19 protein-coding genes and 1 tRNA gene are annotated in these 19,745 nt (G+C 59.4%); 16 read left to right on the forward strand and 4 right to left on the reverse strand.

The genetic code is table 11. From position 1 onward, the window contains the following. Positions 1-18: 18 nt before the first annotated feature. The gene (locus BJ928_RS19180) at positions 19-789 is read right to left on the reverse strand and encodes an SDR family oxidoreductase (protein ID WP_047632045.1); all 771 of its coding nucleotides are present in this window, start codon (positions 787-789) and stop codon (positions 19-21) included. 255 nt (positions 790-1,044) lie between these two features. Between BJ928_RS19180 and BJ928_RS19185 the strand changes: the two genes are divergently transcribed. The 10 genes from BJ928_RS19185 (at position 1,045) to BJ928_RS19230 (ending at position 13,881) form a co-directional block, all read left to right on the forward strand. Beyond that, positions 1,045-2,232 (forward strand): glycine C-acetyltransferase, encoded by a 1,188-nt coding sequence (locus tag BJ928_RS19185; RefSeq protein WP_047632044.1) that lies wholly within the window; start codon positions 1,045-1,047, stop codon positions 2,230-2,232. 21 nt (positions 2,233-2,253) lie between these two features. Then, positions 2,254-3,291 carry an L-threonine 3-dehydrogenase gene (gene tdh / locus BJ928_RS19190; RefSeq protein ID WP_047632043.1) on the forward strand — a complete coding sequence of 346 codons (1,038 nt, stop codon included), beginning with the start codon at positions 2,254-2,256 and terminating at the stop codon, positions 3,289-3,291. Positions 3,292-3,740: 449 nt separating this feature from the next. After that, entirely contained in the window at positions 3,741-5,798 is a 2,058-nt protein-coding gene (gene rpoD / locus BJ928_RS19195) for an RNA polymerase sigma factor RpoD (RefSeq protein WP_047632042.1), read from the forward strand. A 100-nt stretch (positions 5,799-5,898) separates the two neighbouring features. Further along, a complete protein-coding gene (locus BJ928_RS19200) occupies positions 5,899-6,699 on the forward strand; it encodes an APH(3')-II family aminoglycoside O-phosphotransferase (RefSeq protein WP_063769464.1) in 801 nt (266 codons plus the stop codon). Between the two features lie 235 nt (positions 6,700-6,934). Then, positions 6,935-8,515: a DUF930 domain-containing protein gene (locus BJ928_RS19205; protein ID WP_047632041.1), complete on the forward strand. Its 1,581-nt coding sequence runs from the start codon at positions 6,935-6,937 to the stop codon at positions 8,513-8,515. Positions 8,516-8,650: 135 nt separating this feature from the next. Further along, positions 8,651-9,628: a DMT family transporter gene (locus BJ928_RS19210; RefSeq protein WP_047632040.1), complete on the forward strand. Its 978-nt coding sequence runs from the start codon at positions 8,651-8,653 to the stop codon at positions 9,626-9,628. 94 nt (positions 9,629-9,722) lie between these two features. After that, on the forward strand, positions 9,723-10,526 hold the full coding sequence (locus BJ928_RS19215) for an AraC family transcriptional regulator (RefSeq protein ID WP_047632039.1): 804 nt from the start codon (positions 9,723-9,725) through the stop codon (positions 10,524-10,526). 81 nt (positions 10,527-10,607) lie between these two features. Next, entirely contained in the window at positions 10,608-11,333 is a 726-nt protein-coding gene (locus BJ928_RS19220; protein WP_047632038.1) for a phenylalanine--tRNA ligase beta subunit-related protein, read from the forward strand. Between the two features lie 103 nt (positions 11,334-11,436). Continuing rightward, positions 11,437-12,666 carry an MFS transporter gene (locus tag BJ928_RS19225; protein ID WP_047632037.1) on the forward strand — a complete coding sequence of 410 codons (1,230 nt, stop codon included), beginning with the start codon at positions 11,437-11,439 and terminating at the stop codon, positions 12,664-12,666. Positions 12,667-12,954: 288 nt separating this feature from the next. Beyond that, a complete protein-coding gene (locus BJ928_RS19230; protein ID WP_047632036.1) occupies positions 12,955-13,881 on the forward strand; it encodes a LysR substrate-binding domain-containing protein in 927 nt (308 codons plus the stop codon). A gap of 14 nt (positions 13,882-13,895) precedes the next feature. Here BJ928_RS19230 and BJ928_RS19235 read toward each other — a convergent pair whose 3' ends face one another. Next, complete coding sequence (locus BJ928_RS19235) at positions 13,896-14,288, reverse strand: GNAT family N-acetyltransferase (protein WP_047632035.1); 393 nt, start codon at positions 14,286-14,288, stop codon at positions 13,896-13,898. Between the two features lie 143 nt (positions 14,289-14,431). On the opposite strand from BJ928_RS19235, the gene BJ928_RS19240 reads away from it, so the two are divergent. The 4 genes from BJ928_RS19240 to BJ928_RS19255 all read left to right on the forward strand — a co-directional run bounded on the left by BJ928_RS19240 (position 14,432) and on the right by BJ928_RS19255 (position 16,362). Then, the gene (locus BJ928_RS19240; protein WP_047632034.1) at positions 14,432-14,785 is read left to right on the forward strand and encodes a DUF1428 family protein; all 354 of its coding nucleotides are present in this window, start codon (positions 14,432-14,434) and stop codon (positions 14,783-14,785) included. Between the two features lie 83 nt (positions 14,786-14,868). Further along, on the forward strand, positions 14,869-15,294 hold the full coding sequence (locus tag BJ928_RS19245; protein WP_047632033.1) for a secondary thiamine-phosphate synthase enzyme YjbQ: 426 nt from the start codon (positions 14,869-14,871) through the stop codon (positions 15,292-15,294). A 177-nt stretch (positions 15,295-15,471) separates the two neighbouring features. Beyond that, positions 15,472-15,777, forward strand: coding sequence for a hypothetical protein (locus tag BJ928_RS19250; protein WP_047632032.1), 306 nt, complete (start codon positions 15,472-15,474; stop codon positions 15,775-15,777). A 246-nt stretch (positions 15,778-16,023) separates the two neighbouring features. Next, positions 16,024-16,362, forward strand: a complete 339-nt coding sequence (locus BJ928_RS19255) for a hypothetical protein (protein ID WP_047632031.1) — start codon at positions 16,024-16,026, stop codon at positions 16,360-16,362. A gap of 225 nt (positions 16,363-16,587) precedes the next feature. Here BJ928_RS19255 and BJ928_RS19260 read toward each other — a convergent pair whose 3' ends face one another. Continuing rightward, positions 16,588-17,331: an SIMPL domain-containing protein gene (locus BJ928_RS19260; RefSeq protein ID WP_047632030.1), complete on the reverse strand. Its 744-nt coding sequence runs from the start codon at positions 17,329-17,331 to the stop codon at positions 16,588-16,590. Between the two features lie 163 nt (positions 17,332-17,494). On the opposite strand from BJ928_RS19260, the gene BJ928_RS19265 reads away from it, so the two are divergent. Then, positions 17,495-17,570, forward strand: a tRNA-Ile gene (locus tag BJ928_RS19265). A 166-nt stretch (positions 17,571-17,736) separates the two neighbouring features. On the opposite strand, the gene BJ928_RS19270 is transcribed toward BJ928_RS19265, so the two are convergent. Further along, a complete protein-coding gene (locus tag BJ928_RS19270; protein ID WP_052227732.1) occupies positions 17,737-19,152 on the reverse strand; it encodes an O-antigen ligase family protein in 1,416 nt (471 codons plus the stop codon). Between the two features lie 314 nt (positions 19,153-19,466). Between BJ928_RS19270 and BJ928_RS19275 the strand changes: the two genes are divergently transcribed. Then, entirely contained in the window at positions 19,467-19,721 is a 255-nt protein-coding gene (locus BJ928_RS19275; protein ID WP_120296625.1) for a hypothetical protein, read from the forward strand. Positions 19,722-19,745: the final 24 nt, after the last annotated feature.

Here is a 19,745-nt window from a genome sequence, read left to right on the forward strand (position 1 = left end):
AACCCGGCTATCGAGACGCTACATGCGCACGGTCATGCCGCCGTCGACGGTTAGCACATGGCCGTTCACGAATGAGGCGGCATCGCTGGCGAGAAACAGCGCGGCGCCTGCTATCTCGTCCGGGCGTCCCCAACGCTGAACGGGGATGCGCTGGCGTACGAAGGGGATCAGTTCTTCGTTTGCGGCCATCGCGGCGTTTGTCTCCGTTGCGAACCAGCCTGGCGCGATGGCATTGCTGGTAATGCCATGGGGTCCGAACTCCACCGCCATGCCGCGCATGAGGCCCACCAACCCCTGCTTGGCTGCAGGGTAGACACAGTCGCCCGGCATGACGACCTGGCCGCTGATCGAGGTGACGGAGATCAGCCGGCCATGATTATGCCGCTTCATCAGGCGAGCGGCATCGCGGGAGAGCATGATCGAGGCGGCAAGATCGGTGTTGAGCAAGGCGAGGATCGCATCGTCGTCGAAGTCGGCCAGGGAGCGCCGGTCGCGGGCGCCGACATTATTGATCAATATATCGAGCCGCCCATGATTTTTCTCGATGTCGTTCATGGCCGCGCGCTGTGCGTCACGATCGGCAATGTCGAAGGCGGCAGCTTCTGCCGAACCACCTTTCGTCCGGATAGTTTCGACGGCTCTATTCAACGTCGCCGTGGCCCGCCCATTGATGATAATGTGAGCGCCGGCATCGGCGAGTGCCTGCGCCATCTCAAATCCGAGGCCGCGTCCGCCTCCGGTAACGAGGGCCACTCGTCCTTTCAGCGAAAATCTTTCGAATATGTTCATGACATCCTTATCCAGTTTCAGCCGCGCTCGCGAATATAATGGACTCAGTCAAGTAATTTTTGCAATAGCTACAAGCGCGACGCGTAACAAATGATCTGTTTCGACGTATTTTGGCGATAGCATCTGGTAACAAGCTCCCATATCGCGCCAGCGTCATGGGTTCGTGCATTTTTGCCGCTGGTGAATGCAGCGGCTGTGCTAATCCTGTGTTATCTCTCGGCCTGTTTCCGCCATGACCAGTAACGGAATGCGACAATGACCACAGAATTCCTATCACACCTGCGTAACGAACTCTCCGGCCTGAAAGAAGCCGGCCTCTTCAAGGCGGAGCGTGTCATCACCTCCAAGCAGGCCGGCGAGATCGCCGTGCTCGGCGGCGCACGCGTCCTCAATTTCTGCGCCAACAACTATCTCGGTCTTGCCGACAACGAGGAGCTTGCCGAGGCCGCGAAGAAGGCGCTCGACCGCTATGGCTACGGCATGGCCTCGGTTCGCTTCATCTGTGGCACGCAGGAAGAGCACAAGCAGCTCGAGGCGCGGATTTCGGCCTTCCTGGGCATGGAAGCGACGATCCTCTATTCCTCCTGCTTCGATGCCAATGGCGGTCTGTTCGAGACGCTGCTGTCGGAAGAGGATGCCATTATCTCGGATGCGCTCAACCATGCCTCGATCATCGACGGCGTGCGGCTCTCCAAGGCAAAGCGCTTCCGCTATGCCAACAACGACATGGCGGCCTTGGAAGAGGAGCTGAAGAAGGCCGAAGGCAGCCGCTTCAAGCTGATCGCCACCGATGGCGTGTTCTCGATGGACGGCATCATCGCCAATCTCGGCGGTGTCTGCGATCTGGCGGAGAAATATGGTGCCATGGTCATGGTGGATGACAGCCATGCGGTTGGTTTCGTCGGCAAGCACGGCCGGGGATCGGCTGAACATTGCGGCGTCGAAGGCCGTATCGACATCATCACCGGCACGCTCGGCAAGGCGCTGGGCGGCGCGTCGGGCGGCTATACGTCGGCCAAGGGCGAGATCGTCGAGTGGCTGCGGCAGCGTTCGCGCCCCTATCTCTTCTCGAACACATTGGCGCCGGTGATCGCCGCCACCTCGCTGAAAGTCTTCGACTTGATCGAGAACGGCGCCGAGCTGCGGGCGCGGCTCCAGGGCAATGCCGAACTCTTCCGCAGCGAGATGACCAAGCTTGGCTTCACGCTCGCCGGAGCCGATCACCCGATCATTCCCGTCATGCTTGGCGATGCGAAGCTCGCGCAGGATATGGCGGCGCTGATGCTGCAAAAGGGCGTCTACGTCATCGGCTTCTCTTTCCCCGTCGTGCCCAAGGGCCAGGCGCGCATCCGCACGCAGATGTCGGCAGCCCATTCGAAGGCCGACGTCGAAAGGGCGATCGCGGCCTTTGCGGAAGCCGGAAGAGAACTCGGAATCATTTGAATTGGTTGGAGAGAACCGATCATGTCGAACATGATGAAAGCGCTTGTCAAAGCCAAGCCGGAAGTCGGGCTGTGGATGGAGCATGTCCCGGTTCCGGAAGTCGGGCCGAACGATGTCCTGATTCGGGTCAAGAAGTCGGCGATCTGTGGCACCGATGTCCATATTTGGAACTGGGACCAGTGGGCGCAGAAGACCATTCCCGTGCCGATGGTCGTCGGCCACGAATTCTGCGGCGAGATCGCGGAAATCGGCTCGGCGGTCACGAAATATCACGTCGGCGAGCGCGTCTCCGGCGAGGGGCATATCGTCTGCGGCAAATGTCGCAATTGTCGCGCGGGCAGGGGCCATCTCTGCCGCAACACGCTCGGCGTCGGTGTCAATCGCCCCGGCTCCTTCGGCGAGTTCGTCTGCATTCCCGAATCCAACGTCGTGCCGATTCCCGACGATATCCCCGATGAGATCGCCGCGATCTTCGATCCGTTCGGCAACGCGGTCCACACTGCGCTCTCCTTTGACCTCGTCGGCGAGGATGTGCTCGTGACCGGTGCGGGGCCGATCGGCATCATGGGAGCGATGGTCGCCAAGCGTTCCGGCGCGCGCAAGGTCGTCATCACCGATATCAATCCGACTCGTTTGGAGCTTGCTCGCAAAGTCGGTATCGATCACGTCGTCGACGCTTCCAAGGAGAACCTTGCCGACGTCATGAAAGCTGTCGGCATGACAGAAGGTTTCGACGTCGGCCTCGAAATGTCGGGCGCGGCTCCCGCCTTCCGCGACATGATCGACAAAATGAACAATGGCGGCAAAATCGCCATTCTCGGCATCGCGCCGGCCGGTTTCGAGATCGACTGGAACAAGGTCATCTTCAAGATGCTGAACCTGAAAGGCATCTATGGCCGCGAGATGTTCGAGACCTGGTACAAGATGATCGCTTTTGTGCAGGGCGGTCTCGATGTATCGCCCGTCATCACTCATCGTATCGGCATCGATGATTTCCGCGATGGCTTCGAGGCCATGCGCTCGGGTAACTCCGGCAAGGTCGTGATGGACTGGAATTGATGCTATTCGGACACACTTTCGGTGTCGGCAATACCTGCGGGCACCGGAAATGTCAGGCTTTGTTTAGGAAGCTCTTGTCATCGCGCGGGGACTTCCTAAATACGGGAAGCAATTAATTGCGGCGTGCGGAGCCTGTGGATAAGGCTTTTTCGCGTATTTAACGGGCTTTTTTGCTGGAAAAGCTTGACGAGAACTAAAAATCTGGGAATCACCGTTTAACTTCGGAAAGAACGGTAAACTGGATCAAGCGGATCACCTATTACCATGGCGGGAAATCCAAACGCAATCCAGCTTTGCACTCCGGTAGCGGTGATCGTGGTTAATCGGGCATTAAAGGTCATTCCGTTAGGTGTTCGTCGGTGAGTCGCGGCTGGTGCGGGGCGTGCCAGCCAGAGTGATTGTTTCACCGCGTGTAAGTTTGCAGCGTCAGGGAAAGCGACGATATAGAGATGGCAACAAAGGTCAAAGAGAACGAAGAAGCTGAAGTCGAGCGCGACGGCACCTCCGACGGCCCACTTCTCGATCTTTCCGATGACGCGGTCAAGAAGATGATCAAGGCCGCGAAGAAGCGCGGCTATGTGACGATGGACGAGCTCAACGCCGTTCTTCCGTCCGAAGAAGTGACGTCCGAGCAGATCGAAGACACGATGGCCATGCTTTCGGACATGGGCATCAACGTCATCGAAGACGAGGATGTCGAGGAAGCCGGCGCCGCAGCGAGCGACGATGACGATGCCGGCGGCGACGATGAAAGCGAAGGCGGCGAACTGGCCCCTTCCACGGGCTCGGCGCTTGCTACCGCCAAGAAGAAAGAGCCGACCGATCGTACGGACGACCCGGTGCGCATGTATCTGCGCGAAATGGGTTCCGTCGAGCTTCTGTCGCGCGAGGGCGAAATCGCGATTGCCAAGCGTATCGAGGCCGGCCGCGAAACGATGATCGGTGGCCTCTGTGAGAGCCCGTTGACGTTCCAGGCGCTGATTATCTGGCGCGACGAACTCAACGAAGGCACGACGCTGCTGCGCGAGATCATCGACCTCGAAACCACCTACTCCGGCCCCGAGGCCAAGGCTGCGCCGCAGTTCCAGAGCCCGGAGAAGATCGAGGCTGACCGCAAGGCTGCCGAAGAAAAGGAAAAGGCCCGTCGCGGCCGTGGTTCCTCCGACGACGACATCACCAATGTCGGCGGCGAGGGCTTGCCGATCGAGGAAGAGGAAGAGGACGAAGACGAGTCCAGCCTTTCCCTGGCAGCCATGGAAGCCGAGCTTCGTCCGCAGGTAATGACGACGCTCGACACGATCGCCGAAACCTACAAGAAGCTGCGCAAGCTGCAGGACCAGCAGGTCGAGCAGCGCCTGTCGGCCTCCGGCACGCTGTCTTCGGCGCAAGAGCGCCGCTACAAGGAATTGAAGGATGAGCTGGTCAAGTCGGTCAAGTCTCTGTCGTTGAACCAGAACCGCATCGACGCTCTCGTCGAGCAGCTCTACGACATCAACAAGCGCCTTGTTCAGAACGAAGGCCGCCTGTTGCGTCTTGCCGAATCCTACGGCGTCAAGCGCGACTCGTTCCTGGAGCAGTATCAGGGCGCCGAACTCGATCCGAACTGGATGAAGTCGATCGGCAATCTGGCCGCTCGCGGCTGGAAGGAATTCGCCAAGAGCGAAAACACCACGATCCGCGACATTCGCCAGGAAATCCAGAACCTTGCGACCGAAACCGGCATTTCGATCTCGGAATTCCGCCGCATCGTTCACATGGTTCAGAAGGGTGAGCGCGAAGCACGTATCGCCAAGAAGGAAATGGTCGAAGCCAACCTGCGCCTCGTCATCTCCATCGCCAAGAAGTACACGAACCGTGGACTGCAGTTCCTCGATCTCATTCAGGAAGGCAATATCGGCCTGATGAAAGCGGTCGATAAGTTCGAATATCGGCGCGGCTACAAGTTCTCGACCTATGCGACGTGGTGGATTCGTCAGGCGATCACCCGCTCGATCGCCGACCAGGCCCGCACGATCCGTATTCCGGTGCACATGATCGAAACGATCAACAAGATCGTTCGCACGTCGCGCCAGATGCTGCACGAAATCGGTCGTGAGCCGACGCCGGAAGAACTGGCTGAAAAGCTCGCCATGCCGCTCGAGAAGGTGCGCAAGGTTCTGAAGATCGCCAAGGAGCCGATCTCGCTCGAAACCCCTGTCGGTGACGAAGAGGATTCGCATCTCGGCGATTTCATCGAGGACAAGAATGCGCTTCTGCCGATCGACGCCGCCATTCAGGCGAACCTGCGCGAAACGACGACCCGCGTTCTGGCATCGCTGACGCCGCGCGAAGAACGCGTGCTGCGCATGCGCTTCGGCATCGGCATGAACACCGACCACACGCTCGAAGAAGTTGGCCAGCAGTTCTCGGTTACGCGCGAACGTATCCGTCAGATCGAGGCCAAGGCTCTGCGCAAGCTCAAGCATCCGAGCCGTTCGCGCAAGCTCAGAAGCTTCCTCGACAGTTGAGCCCTGGCGCAAGCCGGCATTGGAAGTTCAAGAAACATGGCCCGGTTCGCGAAAGCGAGCCGGGCTTTTCATTGACGGTATCGGCATTGAGGTTCGGATCATGGCAAGCAAGCCGCAATTCTTGGAAACATCCATCCCAGCCCCGCTCGGCGATCTGCTGGCCGGATACGAATGGCGGCAGGATGCGCTCGGCCGTTCCTCGGCGCATGTCTTCCGGCTTGAGGCAGACGGACGCGCACCGGTCTATCTCAAGACCGAACTGGTCGATCCCTTGGGTGAACTGGCCGGCGAGGTTGCGAGGCTGCGGTGGCTGGCCGCTCAGGGCCTTGCATGCCCGGAAGTCATCGCCCACGAAAGGGATAACGAGCGTGAATGGCTTCTGATGAGCGCGCTTCCTGGCCGCGACTTCGTCAAGGAGGAGCTGTTGTCGCCGGTCGACCGTGTGCGTCTTCTGGCAGACGCCTTGCGGCGATTGCATGCGATCGATATCGCGACCTGCCCGTTCGATCATCGCTTGGAAAATAGAATTGCCGAGGCCGGGGCGCGCTTGCTTGCCGGCCGCGTCGATGAGGATGACTTCGATGAAACCCGGGTCGGAAGGTCGGGTCAGGATCTTTTCCGCGAGCTTGAGAGGACGAAGCCGTCGACCGAGGATTTCGTCGTCACGCATGGGGATGCCTGCCTGCCGAACTTCATCGCCAACGGGGCGAAGTTCGGAGGCTATATCGATTGCGGCCGACTTGGTATCGCCGATCGCCATCAGGATCTCGCGCTCGCCTGCGGCAGTATCGAGTATAATTTCGGAGCGGATCTCGTTGCCGCATTTCTGGAAGCCTATGGAAACTTTGAGCAACAGGCGGAAAAGATGGTTTACTATCGTTTGCTGGACGAGTTCTTCTAACGGTGGAGGAGCCGGTTTTCCGTGGCTTTGATCACGCAGGTTTGTTTTTGCGGCATTGCGGATCGCTCGGATGCCTGACAAGTTTGATTTCGATGGGGGCCCCTTTCGGGTCGTGCCGTTGCATACCATATGTCAGCGGTTTGAATGTTTTCTGATCTGTCTGCCGGTAGGGATCGAATGAATCGATGCGCAATGTCCTCTTGATTGCTGCCTCTGCGCGAGCCATCCGCTGACAATGGAAAAGGCCGAGGTAAAACGGGATAAGGAAATCGGGCCGGGCTTTGTCCTGTCGATCCTTCTGCATGTCCTGTTTGTCGCGGTTTTTCTGCTGCCGCTGCTGCCGGCGCCACCCGAGGCGAAGCCCGAGCAGAGCGTCAATGTCGAGCTGGTGCCGCAGCAGGAGGAAAAGCAGGAGCTCGCCACGAAGGAAAACGAGAAGCCCGACCAGCCCCCGAAGCCTGTGCAGAAACCTGACGAGAAGCAGGCGCAGCAGACGGCCGAAGCTCAACAGGAACCGCAGCAGCCAGAGGAAAAGAAGCAGGACGAGCAGCCGCCAAAGCAAGCCGATCCCAATGGCAAGGAGCAGGCTGAAAAGCCCGCAGCGAAGCCTGACGAGGCCAAGGCCGACAAGCCGGTAGAGCAAGCGAAATCTGAGCCCAAACCTGATGATCCCGGCGCTGACAAGCCCGTCGAGAAGGCCGAGCAGCAGCCGTCGGCGACCGAGACGCCTCCTGACGCAACGGAAAAACCCGTCGAACCGAAGCCATCGAATTCGGATGCCAAGCAGACCGCCACTGCCTCTATAGCGTCTCCCGCTAATCCTAAGGATGAAAAGCCGAGGAAAGAGGCTCCGTCACCATCAAACACCATGGTGCAGAACCCGACGCTATCGCCTAATATGAATGATAACCAACCGCTCAAAGAATCTGAGATATCCACCGCTGCTAGCGACAAGGAGTCACCGGTTGCCGAGCAAGCGACACAAAATCCTACCACTGCAGAGCCTGAGGCTCCGCAGTCGACTACAGCCGATTCTAACTCTCAATTGCAAAATTCTGGGCCTTCGAAACAAGGCGAGCCCAATGAATCGGATATGGGTTCCTTGAACTCCGGCCAGTCAACCCAGTCGGCATCCATGTCTACACCGGAAGTGCTTGCCACGGATTCATCGTCGGACACTAAAATTGATCCATCCGATGAGCTTCAATCCAGTAAAGATACCGCAAACGTCGCTGTTCCAGGCGTTGTGGCTTCGGGAAAATCAAATGCGAGCGAGACGAACAATTCTCCCGGCAACTCAGCAGCGGAGGGTGGCGCCGGGCTTGTTGTCGAGCCAACGCTGGAGCAACGCGGGCAGCGCCCCCAGTCTACGTCCATGAAGGAAGAGCAAAAAGCGAGAGCAGTCGTTTCCACAAGAGCAGGCTCCGCCGCTTCTGCCGGGCCGTTTGTTCAAGCCAAGCGATTGTACTCAGCGGATGAGCTTTCTCGACTTCCAAGGGGCTTTTTAGCGCAATGGAAGCAACTTTCCACACAAATGCGGATGAGTCAGCTTTGCAACTCCGAGGGCGCGGCTCAACTTAACGCTGCTGGATTACAGATATTGCGTTTTGGCTTGCCGCACTCTTCCGAGAGCCGAAGCACCAACCGGAGCATGGAGACGGACAAGGCGGTGTATCGAACGTCCGACGGCTATCACTACGTTGCGGTGAAATGTAATGTCGATGGCAGTGCGATGAAGGTGGTTTCCTTTGCCTATCGTCTGGGTGCCCCCATACCGCAAGATCAGTGGAAAAGCCTCAATCTTCCAACGAACTGATCCATCACGCAGCATCTGACGTGGTTGAAACAATAGTTTATTTCCAACCCGATCGAAATTCAGCCCGATTCATCATACAATTGCCAGCATTTCCCTGATTCAGTGTCCTCCCGTCGCACTTTTCTTACGATTCCAATGTCTTCGATCACAGCCGATTCCAGTTCCGCGGCGGCGAGCCGCTCCGCCTTGCGTGGTGTCCTCGTGGCATTCGCGTCCTATGCCGTCTTCGCCTTCAGCGATGCCTCGATCAAGATCCTGCATGGGGTGATCCCCTCCTATCAGGTCGCCTTCATCGGCGCGCTGTTCGGTTTCGCCGCCGTGCCATTCCTGAAGCGGCGGGGAGACGACTGGGTCGACATGGTGAGGACGTCGAACCGTCCCTTATGGCTGCTGCGCTTCGTCTGTGGCGCGACCGGAGCCATCTGCTCCGTCATCGCCTTTACCATGCTGCCGATGGCGGAGGCCTTTGCGCTGCTCTTCCTGCTGCCGTCCTTCGTGACCATTCTTTCGGTGATCTTTCTCAAGGAAGATGTACGCTGGCAGCGCTGGACGGCGGTCATTCTCGGTTTCATCGGCGTGCTGATCGTTTTGCGGCCCGGCTTTCGCGAGCTTTCGGTCGGGCATCTCTGCGCGGCGATCGGTGGCCTTGCGGCGGCAATCTCCATCGTCATCAACCGTGCGCTCGGCTCGAAGGAGAAGCGCATCTCGCTTTACGGGGCAGGGCTTTTCGGAACGCTCATCGTCAGCGGCTTCCTCATGCTCTCGGAAGTCACCATGCCGACGCCGACGCAGTGGGTATTTCTGGCCAGCTACGGCCTGCTCGGCGCGTTCGGCAACGTCTTGCTCTTGACTGCCGCGCAGATGGCGCCGGCCAATCTGGTCGCGCCGCCGCAATATAGCCAGATGCTCTGGGCGATCGCCTTCGGCTATCTGCTGTTCAACGACAGCATCGACACGCCCATGGCTCTCGGCATCATCCTCATCATCTTTTCCGGCCTGCTCACTTTGGCACGGGAGCGCAAGCGCGGCACGCCGCTGCCAACCGCTGTTGCCGGCAACACGCAGGCGGCGCTGGCGACGGCGGAGGATGAGAAGACGTCGGGAAGCGCATAGGCCTTGCTTCCTGATTGCGGCCGCGCAAAATTGCGGTCCGAAGGCGATGCCATCGCTGGCGCAGCGATACTGGCGGCATGGGAAGGCGATAGGAATGAAGTCCGGTCAGTTCAGAATATACCGCTCTCGTCTTGCCGGCATCGAGGCGGTGAGAGCCGCAACCGGCCATAGCTTCCCCAAGCATACGCATGATCAGTTCGGCATTGGCGTCATCGAGGCTGGCGCGCAGGTTTCTCTCAGCGGGCGCGGGATGGTTCGGGCCGACGCGGGAGATATCATCAGCGTCAACCCAAGCGAGGTGCATGACGGCATGCCGGTCGGAGAGAGCCGCGCCTGGTCCATGCTCTATTTCGATCCCCGACTGATCGGTGATCTGTTGCGCGATATCGGCGAGGGCCGCTTGGGTGCGGTTGAGTTCCCGTCGCCTGTCATCCGCAACAGCGAGGTGGCCGGGCGTTTCAAGACCTTGTTTTCGCTTTTGATCGACGATGGCCCGGAGAGTTCCCTCCCGCGGGACGAGCTGCTGCTGTCGCTCATTGCCGCCGTGATGCGCGAGGGAGCAGGCGGCCCGGAGACTGGCGCTCCCGCGGTCATCAACCGCGCGCGTGAGCTGATCGACGACGATCCGGCCGCTCCTCTGACGCTTGCCGAACTTGCAGAGCTATGCGGGTTGAGCCACTTCCGTTTCCTGCGTGCCTTTACCAAGGCGACGGGGCTGACGCCTCATGCTTACCTCATGCAACGCCGCATCCACGAGGCGCGCCGACTGATTGCGGCCGGTACATCCCTGGCGGAAGCGGCCTTCGCCAGCGGTTTCTCCGATCAGAGCCACATGACGCGCCTCTTCGTCCGCAATTTCGGCGTCTCACCGGGCGCCTATGCGGCGGCTCTTAGCTGAAGCTTCTGCAATTTTATTCAAGACCGGAGGGCGGTGACGGGGTTTTCTCCTGCGCCAAGCAAATGCCCAGAAGGAGATGTCATGATTTTCCGCCATTCGAACGAGATGTGGAGCGATTTTCCTGAACTCGTCCCCGGCGTGATGTTTGCCGTAGGGATCACTTCGGCTGTCGATGTCGGCGATCGTATCGCCAGATATCATGCGATCGCCGCAGACCGGCTGGCGAGAGGCCCGGAAGGTGAGATGGCTGAAATCCAGGCCTGGCGCCGCAGTTTCTCGAAGATGGGATTGAAGCCGACGCAATATCGCTGTGCATCCGAGGCGCTGCTTCGCCGCTTTCGCCAGGAAGGTTCGCTGCCACGGCTACATCCGCTCGTCGATCTCTGCAACGCCGTCTCAATCGCCTTTGCCGTTCCCGTCGCCGTTTTCGATACGTCGAAGATATCGGGCGATCTCGAAGTGCGGCACGCGAAAGGCGACGAATCCTATCTGACCTTTTCCGGCGAGACGGAGCATCCGGAGCCGAGGGAGGTGATCTTTGCCGATACCGCTGGACAGGCACATGCCCGGCGTTGGACCAATCGCCAAAGCGGCCTGTCGGCGGTGCGCGACGATACGCGCTCGGTGCTGATCGTCGCGGAAGCACTGCACGAGTCTGCAACCAGCGATGTTGCAAGGCTGATGGATGCGATTGCAGCAGAGCTGGCGACCATTTGGTCGATCAAGGCCAGACAAGGCCTTCTCAGCCCGTCTTCACCGCGATTTGATCTGTCGGCCGCGATGAATTTGTCCTCGCAGCAAGAATGAGATTGACAGGGGGCACGTTCAGGCAGAGCAGGGGACGATAGAATTTTCCGACCGTTGAGAAGCGTGTCTGTCGTGCATCCATGCCGGCAGATCAAGAAGGTTCATGGATACCCTGCAAAATCTCGACCAGCCTGGTGTGCTTGGTCACCCCGGCTATCGTTCATTCGTTGCATCGCGTGTCTTTTCTTCGATCGGCTTTCAGTCTGTGACCGTCGCCATGGGCTGGATGATCTACGACCAGACCCACAGCGCCTTTTTCCTCGGCCTCGTCGGCTTCTGCCAGTTTCTGCCGATGGTGATCCTGACTTTCGTCGTCGGGCATGTCGCGGACCGCTTCGACCGGCGCCGCATCGGTCTTGCCTGTCAGTTGATCGAGGCGCTGACGGCGGTGGCTCTCGCCGTGGCCGTCTGGCATCACTGGATCGGGCCTGCCGGCATTCTCGGCGCGGTCGCCGTCATGGGCTCGGCAACGGCCTTCGAGCGCCCCACAATGGCGGCGCTGCTTCCCAATATCGTACCGGTGTCGATGCTGCAGATCGCCATCGCAACGTCGACCTCGATGATGCAGACTGCCTTCATCATCGGACCGTCGCTTGGCGGCTTGCTCTATGGGGTCAACCCGGTTGCTCCATTTGCCGTTTCCGCCATGCTCTACATCATTGCGAGCGTCAACGTTATTTCGATCCGGCTCGAACGGCAGCAGTCGTCGTCGCGTGAGCCGGTAACGATGAGTTCTGTCTTCGCGGGCGTTTCCTTCATCAAAAGTCGGCCGGTCATGTTGGGCACGATCTCGCTCGATCTCTTCGCCGTGCTGCTCGGCGGCGCCACGGCGCTGTTGCCGATGTTTGCGCGCGATATCCTGCACGCCGGACCCTGGGGGCTAGGCCTCCTGCGTGCATCGCCAGCGATCGGTGCGCTTGTTATGTCGATCTGGCTGGCACGCCGGCCGCTGCAAACCGATGTCGGCAAGAAGATGCTATTTGCGGTGCTCGTCTTCGGGGTCGCGACCATCGTCTTCTCGCTGTCGAGCAACATCATTCTGTCGGTCGCAGCGCTTTTCGTCGTCGGCGCTTCGGACACGGTCAGCGTCGTCGTGCGCAGCTCGCTGGTGCAGCTGCTGACGCCGGACGCCATGCGTGGGCGGGTCAACGCCGTGAATTCGCTGTTCATAGGTACGTCCAACCAGCTCGGCGAATTCGAGTCGGGCATGCTTGCCAGCGCACTCGGACCTGTCTTGACCGGCATCGTCGGCGGTGTCGGGACCATTGTCGTGGTCTTGCTCTGGACGCGTCTCTTTCCCGATTTGACCAGGGTAAAGACGCTCAGGGGCTAGCGACGCCCGTCAATGGGCCCCTGTTCCGTAAGATCGCTTAGTCCTACATCCCGTAGCAGATGTCGGTTTGCCTGATACAAGACGTCCCGCTTCCGGCCGCCTCCCGTATGCAATAGGCGTTCCATGCCGCCTCGTCGGATCAGGAGCCGCTCGACCCAGCGTTTCCAGCCTCCTTCATGAAGAATATTCATCTGTCTTTGGCCTCGCAACGTTTCAGAAGTAGACAGATGCGCCTAAGAAGTTGCGATGTATAATGAAGCCTTGCGCTGTGAGGCATGAGGGATTTTCATGGGAAAGAGACCGCTGCCACCGCTTTCGGTGCTTCAGACATTCTGTGCTATCGCCGAGACCGGCGGTTTCGGTCGTGCTGCGGAGCGCATCGGCCAGACCCAGACCGCGGTCAGCCATCAGCTTGCGCAGCTGGAAGGATGGATCGGCGGACGATTGTTCGACCGCGGCCGAAATGGCGCACGGCTGACAGCCTTGGGCGCGCGTCTGCACCCTGCGATTTCAGGCACGATCGCCGAACTGGAGGCGGCGCTCTATCAGGCGCGCGCGAGCATTTCGGTCCGCAGCGTCTCGCTCTCCGTCTCGCCTGAATTTTCCAGCCAGTGGCTGGCCATGCGGCTGCCGGATTTCTGCCAGCGTTATCCGGAGACCGAAGTGAAACTCGCGGTCGGCTACCAGCGTCCGGATTTTCAGCCCGGTGGAGCCGATCTGGCAATCTGGCTTGGTCGTGCCGAAGCGGGGCTCGCGCATGAAGAACTGCTGACGGATGAAGAATTCGTGGTCAGTTCGCCCGACTTGTCCGCACGACTGCCGCCGCGTCAAGCCATAAGGGCGGCTCCGCTCCTGCGCTATGCCGGCATGCGTCATACGATCCTCGACTGGCAGCGCTGGTACGAGCAGATCACCAGCGGGCTGGAGGGTGAAGCAAATCCGCATTTCGATATGGCGCGAGCGGTCGATGAGGCGCCTTTGTTCGATTCCTTCGCCGAGATGCTGGAGGCGTGCCGGCAGGGGCGGGGTTTCGCGCTCGTTCGCAGCTCGCTGGTGGCACGCGATCTCGCCGAGAAGAAGCTGGTCAGGTGCTTTGTCGAGGTGCAGTCGGCCGCTGTCAGCTACAATCTGGTCTATCCGCCGAATGCCTTGCTCAATCCGGCCGCGGCGCTGTTTCGCAGCTGGTTGCTCTCGCAAAGCCGCGTGACAAACTAGCATAAGACGGCCCGTCAGTCGCGCAGGCGAATGAGGCCGGCCTCGGTGGGCGCAAAGCCGCACTTTCGATAAAAGCTGCCAAGATGCGGTTCGAAATCGACATGCAGCCATTCCGCGCCGCGCTCGCGGGCGAGGTTCTTCGCTCGTTCAACGAGAGCGCTCGCGATGCCTCTGCGCCGAAATGCCGGATCAACGCAGGTGTCGAGAATGAATGCGTGGATGCCGCCATCCCAGGCGATATTGATGAAGCCGACCAGACTGGTGCCCGCAAACGCGCCGACATGGCCGAGGCTTCGGGAAAGAATGGGCTGGAAATCGCGCCGGGAGGGACTGCTCCACGCGGCCGCCCAAAGGGCATTGAGCGCCTCATTTCCGAGCTTCGGATCATTCTTGTATTCTATCGTCATTGATATTCCTTCATATGATCCATCGGCGCATTCGTTTCCGTTCCGACCAACCGGAAGGCGTGCGGAGAAATTCTGCCGCCAATGTCGGATCTGGCCGCGGTCGATCGTCCTTTAAAGGTGAACATAGAACAGAGGAGGCCGAAATGTCCTATGTCGACGGTTTCATTCTTGCCGTGCCGAAAGACAAGATTGAATTATACAAGGCGCAAGCGCGCAGGGCCGGCGATGTCTGGCGGGAACATGGCGCACTCAGCTATGTCGAAGCAATCGGCGACGATGTGCCCTATGGTGAACTCACATCTTTTCCGCGTGCCGTGCAGGCGAAGGAAGACGAGGTCGTGGTGTTTTCCTGGATCACCTATGAATCGCGGGACAGCCGCGACGCCGTATTGGCGAAGGTCATGGCTGATCCGCGCTTGAAGGAGGACATGGCAAACATGCCCTTTGACGGCAAACGTCTGATCTATGGCGGCTTCAAGATCGTCATTGCGCTATAGGCTCGAAGCAGTGGCCGGGCTTGACAATCCGGCCATAGCGCCCGACCTGATGCGGATCGCCATCGCCATGTTCGGGGAATGCCATGCCGCAGACCGTTGTCACGCTTCCTACCCACGGCCAGGGGCTCTACGAATTCACCGAAAAGGCGGCGGAGTTCGTCCGTGCTGCGGCTGCCGGCGGCGAGGGGCTTCTGACCGTCTTCGTGCGCCATACTTCCTGCTCCCTGCTCATCCAGGAAAATGCCGATCCCGATGTGAAGACCGATCTCAAGGCCTTCTTCGGCCGGTTGGTGCCGCCATCGTCCGATCCGTCGATGCGCTGGATCGTGCACACGATGGAGGGGCCCGACGATATGCCGGCGCATATCAAGGCCGCGTTGATGCAGGTCTCGATCGGCATTCCGGTGATGAATGGCAGGCTGGCGCTCGGCACCTGGCAGGGCATCTATCTATTCGAGCATCGCGACCGGCCGCATCGCCGCGAAATCGTGCTGCATTTCTCCGCTTGAACTTCTCGCGCCTTGTGTCAACCGGTTGTTAACCGTCATGAATACAATCTGAACGGCCAATTCGCGTTCGGTTCAGCTTTGCTGACCTAACGTGAGCTCAATCCCAAGGCGTTGCCGATGGCAGGGCCGATAACGGGATTGCAACGATCCGCAGCAAGGATTTGAAGGAGAAACACCATGACCAATCTTTTCGCCAAGGCAGGTATTGCAGCCATAATCGCGCTCGGCGCCATTTCGGCTACCGCCGTCACCGCATCGGCCAACGATTTTCATCCGGGTGTTCAGCAGGCTCGCTATGACCATCCGCGCGGTCGCGCCTGCTCGCCGGGCTTTGCCGTCCAGAAGGCACGGGATATGGGCCTGCGCCGCGCACGCATCGACAATATCACGCCGCGCCGCGTTGTTGTCGAAGGTTTCGGCCGTCGTGGTCCCGACCGCATCGTCTTCGCGAATGCGCCGGGCTGCCCGCTGATCCGCCGCTGATCACAGCAGTCCCTGAGTTTTCCACATCTATTCGATGGATTCGAAGCCGCCTCCGAAAGGAAGGCGGCTTTATTTTTTATGTTGTGGTATGTTCGGTTATCTGGTTTCCCTTTAGCGTTCATTGTAGCTGAATAGTGGATGAATGGCCGATTCTGGGCTCATTCAGCGTTGCGCCGTTACCTCTCGGGTATTCGCTTCGCAAATATTGCAGACATGAGAGAAGCCTTCTGCTTCATGGAGAACACAATGAGACAAATGCTGGCAAAGTTGGGGGTCGCCGCCTGCGTCGCAGTGACTGCGTTGTCAGGCACGGCGGATTTTGCCGCTGCGCAGGGTGCGGATATTTACGTCGGTCCGGGCCGTCATCGCCCGCCACCGCCGGATTACGATCGTCCGCCGCCGCGCTTTGATCGCCGTGGCTGCGATCCGCGCCAGGCTGTGGACGTCGCCCGCAGCTATGGTCTGCGCCGTGCCCGCGTGGTGGATGTGACGCCGCGCCGTGTCATCGTCGATGGCTTTGGCCGTCGTGGTCCCGATACGATGATGTTCGCCAATGTTCGTGGTTGCCCGCTTCTGGGCCGCTGATAGGCAAAACGGGCGCACGAGGCGCCCGTTTTTTATGTCCTGACCTTTTCGCCTTTTTGGCGGGGGCCGCGGAACCGCCCTTTGCTCGATTCAATCGGATCTGAGCGAAGGGCGGTTTTGTTTTGGAGCGGTTCAGTTTTCCAGGAATCTGAGAACCGCTCCAACTTATTGTTTACGCAATTCCCGGCGGAAAGCCGCTTCGCAATTTTCCTGGAATTGCTTCAGTTACTGCTGGATCGAGTAGATGATGCTCACCGATGCATTGTATTCGTTCTCGCCGTTGGCGACCGGAACGGCCTTGTCCATCGGAGCGGATGCGGCCATGGCGCGCATATAGGGCTGCGGCGGCGTGACCATGCCACCCTCATGGATGGCGACGACCCGACCAAGCTTGACGCCGGCGGCGTCCGTCAGCGTCTTCGCCTTGGCGGCGGCATCGGCGACGGCCTTCTTGCGTGCTTCTTCGAGCGCCGCATCCGGCTTGTCGTTGGTGAATTCGATGTTGCCGCCCTGGTTGACGCCGAGCTTGACCGCCTGATCGAGCAGGCCGCCGAGCTTGGAAAGATCACGCACGCGAACCGTCAGACCGTTCGTCACCTGATAGCCGCTCAGGACCGGCGGCTGGGTATGGCCGTCCTTGTCGTTCGGATAGGTATATTGCGGCTGAATGGAAAAGCCCGAGGTCTGCAGATCGCGCTCGGCAATGCCGCTTTCCTTCAAGGTGGCGAGCACGGCGCCCATGGCCTTGTTGTTCTGGTCGAGCGCATCCTGGGCGGCTTTGGCCTGCTGAACGACGGCAAGCGTGACCACGGCCACATCCGGCGCGACAGCCGCATGTCCCTCGCCGGTGACGGTGATGACGGCCTCGCGCGGCTTGGCATCTTCAGCAAAGGCCGCAGCCGCGGGTACGAAGAAAGTGGCGCTGACAAGAGCGGCAAGAGTAAAATCTCTGGTTTTCGTCAGAAGCATGGTTCGTTCCTTGGTTGATGATCCCTCGAGATCCGCTTTTGCGGATTGATTGTGAAGGTATTACGGCAGTCCCTTGTCCGAAAAGAGAAATTAGGCTAGAGCCAACTCGGCTCCGGGGAACCATTGCTCCGGAGTCGCAAGCGCAACCCGTTTTCTTGCGCTGGGGCCTGTAGCTCAATGGTTAGAGCCGGCGGCTCATAACCGCTTGGTTGGGGGTTCGAGTCCCTCCGGGCCCACCATTCTCTCAATGTCCATGCCGAAGACATAGGCAACTGTTCGTACCTAGGAGATAGGTGACAACCTCGGGCGGAATTCGCTTCGACCCAATGTCGGTGGCGGTCGGCTGGGAGAATATCGCCGTTAATATCCCGAAATCCATCATGAAAACCTCGGCTTCGGACGGACTCATACGGCGAGAGCGCCGCCGCCGTGTCGGCTTGCAACGGATGTGTGCGCGGCTTGATTGCGGCTAGGCTGCGGCTCTTCGGCGCGGAGCGGATGAATGTTCGCTTCGGCGCGGATTTTGAGCTGGCAGGCCAGCGCGAAGGCGGCGGTCAGGATCGACAGGCTTTCTCCGCTGACCAGGCGATTGTTCGAATTGCTGAGAATGGTCAGGCTGAAGAAGAACAGTATCAGAAAATAGGCGAACATGGCCTGTTTCGGGATGATGCCCATCGATGCCGCGCGCCAGATGCTGGCGCAAAAGCATGCCAGCATCGCGGCGAAGACCGCCGCGCCGAAAAGACCGTGGCGGATGAGGATTTCGAGATAGCCGTTATGCATGAAGGTGTAGCCGGCATTGGGATAACGGGTATGCGGCCAGAGCGTGAGCCACTCGCTTCCCCAACCAAAGAGCGGCGCGGCGGAGAAAAGCTCCCAGGCATTTGCCCAGAGTTGAAGCCGTGCGCTCATGGCGATCGGCGTGTTGTCGTTCGTTATCGACCGTGAGACGGCCTGGCCGACGGGTTCGGTGGTTTCGGCGTCCCTGAACATGGCAATCGTTGCTGTCACGGTAGGCCCGGCGGTGCGCTCGATATTATCCCTGACGGCATAGACGCCGCCGGCAAGCAGGACGCAGGAAGCAAGGAGAGTGACGATTGCTAGCCTCGGCTTCAGGCTGCGCAGTATCAGAAAGGCGATTATCGGCAAGACCGGTATCAGCGAGAGCCAGACCCCCTTTGACTTCGATCCATAAATTCCGAGCAGGCAAAGCACACAGATCAGCGGTGACAGCACTGAAGCGTAAAGCCGCATCATGCGGCTGGCGGACGGCTCCGTGAGATAATGGAGCAGCCAGAATACGGCGCCGATGAAGATCATGCCGCAGCAGACGGCACCATGGATCTGGTTGTGCTGGATCAAGGGAATGACGGTTCTGCCCTCGGCAATGGCGGCAATGGGGGTTTGCCAAAGCAGGATGAGAAGGGCGACGCCGAAATAGATGGCGATGAGCTTTTCCAGGTCGGACCAAACGAGAAAGAGACCGTAGGCCAAGGGCGGAAAGATCAGAGGCATCAGGAAAAGCACGTCGCGATCGCCGACCGGATGATCGCTTTCGAGCGCGAATTGCAGGGCAAACCGCAGGAAGGCATATGTCCCCCATGCTATGCAAAGCCAGCCGCGCCAATCAATCGGCGGTCGCGGCGAGGACCGGGCATAGAAAACGAGAGAGATCACCAGGAGGGGTATGCCGGCATAGCGATAGGCATAGCTCTCGATCAGGGAGGCCGACATGATGACGAGCCAGAGCGCATCGATCACAAACGCCCAATATCGGTCTGAATTGGAGGTCGAGCCGGGGAGCCGCGCCTGGTCGATCATTGTTTTGCCTTCTCCGATAAACGATCTTCAACAGCGCGCCGATCCAGCCGATCATTTCAGTTGCAGCGCCGCATGGCGCCTTGTTAGCGCGTGATCTTGAAGTGACGCTGAATTTCCGTGCGTTCGGAAGCAGCGGTCGACCGTCAGGCCGCCGGTCTCATCGTGATATCGGTTCGGCGAAGCTGCCGCCATCGCCAGGGCAAGTTTACGAAACTGTAAGCTGCCGGACAGGTGAGGGCGAGAATTGGAGCTTAGCTCTGACTGCGCGCTCCATTGAGAGCGTCTCGCAACCATCGATCAACAGGACAATTCCGATGAAGAATCTCATTCTCGCAGTCTCCGTGCTCGCGGCCGGTATCTACGCGGCAAACACCGCGCGGGCTGCAAGCGTGCCGTGCGAAGAGTTGCTGAAGCAGTTGCGAGCCGCGGAAGCCGCCGCCAAGCCCAGCGATGCGGACAAGGCGAAAATCTCCGATCTCGAAGCGAAGGGAATCGAGCGCTGCAACGCAGACGACGACAAGCGAGCCGATGAATTCTTCAATCAGGCCCTGAAGATACTTGGCAAGTGAGGATCGGCGCGCAGCTCATCCAGA

The organism is Rhizobium sp. WW_1 (assembly GCF_003610155.1).
GTDB lineage: Bacteria > Pseudomonadota > Alphaproteobacteria > Rhizobiales > Rhizobiaceae > Rhizobium > Rhizobium tropici_A.

Coding starts and splice junctions, on each gene's coding strand:
- BJ928_RS19180 (WP_047632045.1), bottom strand. CDS start 789: ATGAACATATTCGAAAGATTTTCGCTGAAAGGACGAGTGGCCCTCGTT.
- BJ928_RS19185 (WP_047632044.1), top strand. CDS start 1,045: ATGACCACAGAATTCCTATCACACCTGCGTAACGAACTCTCCGGCCTG.
- tdh (WP_047632043.1), top strand. CDS start 2,254: ATGTCGAACATGATGAAAGCGCTTGTCAAAGCCAAGCCGGAAGTCGGG.
- rpoD (WP_047632042.1), top strand. CDS start 3,741: ATGGCAACAAAGGTCAAAGAGAACGAAGAAGCTGAAGTCGAGCGCGAC.
- BJ928_RS19200 (WP_063769464.1), top strand. CDS start 5,899: ATGGCAAGCAAGCCGCAATTCTTGGAAACATCCATCCCAGCCCCGCTC.
- BJ928_RS19205 (WP_047632041.1), top strand. CDS start 6,935: ATGGAAAAGGCCGAGGTAAAACGGGATAAGGAAATCGGGCCGGGCTTT.
- BJ928_RS19210 (WP_047632040.1), top strand. CDS start 8,651: ATGTCTTCGATCACAGCCGATTCCAGTTCCGCGGCGGCGAGCCGCTCC.
- BJ928_RS19215 (WP_047632039.1), top strand. CDS start 9,723: ATGAAGTCCGGTCAGTTCAGAATATACCGCTCTCGTCTTGCCGGCATC.
- BJ928_RS19220 (WP_047632038.1), top strand. CDS start 10,608: ATGATTTTCCGCCATTCGAACGAGATGTGGAGCGATTTTCCTGAACTC.
- BJ928_RS19225 (WP_047632037.1), top strand. CDS start 11,437: ATGGATACCCTGCAAAATCTCGACCAGCCTGGTGTGCTTGGTCACCCC.
- BJ928_RS19230 (WP_047632036.1), top strand. CDS start 12,955: ATGGGAAAGAGACCGCTGCCACCGCTTTCGGTGCTTCAGACATTCTGT.
- BJ928_RS19235 (WP_047632035.1), bottom strand. CDS start 14,288: ATGACGATAGAATACAAGAATGATCCGAAGCTCGGAAATGAGGCGCTC.
- BJ928_RS19240 (WP_047632034.1), top strand. CDS start 14,432: ATGTCCTATGTCGACGGTTTCATTCTTGCCGTGCCGAAAGACAAGATT.
- BJ928_RS19245 (WP_047632033.1), top strand. CDS start 14,869: ATGCCGCAGACCGTTGTCACGCTTCCTACCCACGGCCAGGGGCTCTAC.
- BJ928_RS19250 (WP_047632032.1), top strand. CDS start 15,472: ATGACCAATCTTTTCGCCAAGGCAGGTATTGCAGCCATAATCGCGCTC.
- BJ928_RS19255 (WP_047632031.1), top strand. CDS start 16,024: ATGAGACAAATGCTGGCAAAGTTGGGGGTCGCCGCCTGCGTCGCAGTG.
- BJ928_RS19260 (WP_047632030.1), bottom strand. CDS start 17,331: ATGCTTCTGACGAAAACCAGAGATTTTACTCTTGCCGCTCTTGTCAGC.
- BJ928_RS19270 (WP_052227732.1), bottom strand. CDS start 19,152: ATGATCGACCAGGCGCGGCTCCCCGGCTCGACCTCCAATTCAGACCGA.
- BJ928_RS19275 (WP_120296625.1), top strand. CDS start 19,467: ATGAAGAATCTCATTCTCGCAGTCTCCGTGCTCGCGGCCGGTATCTAC.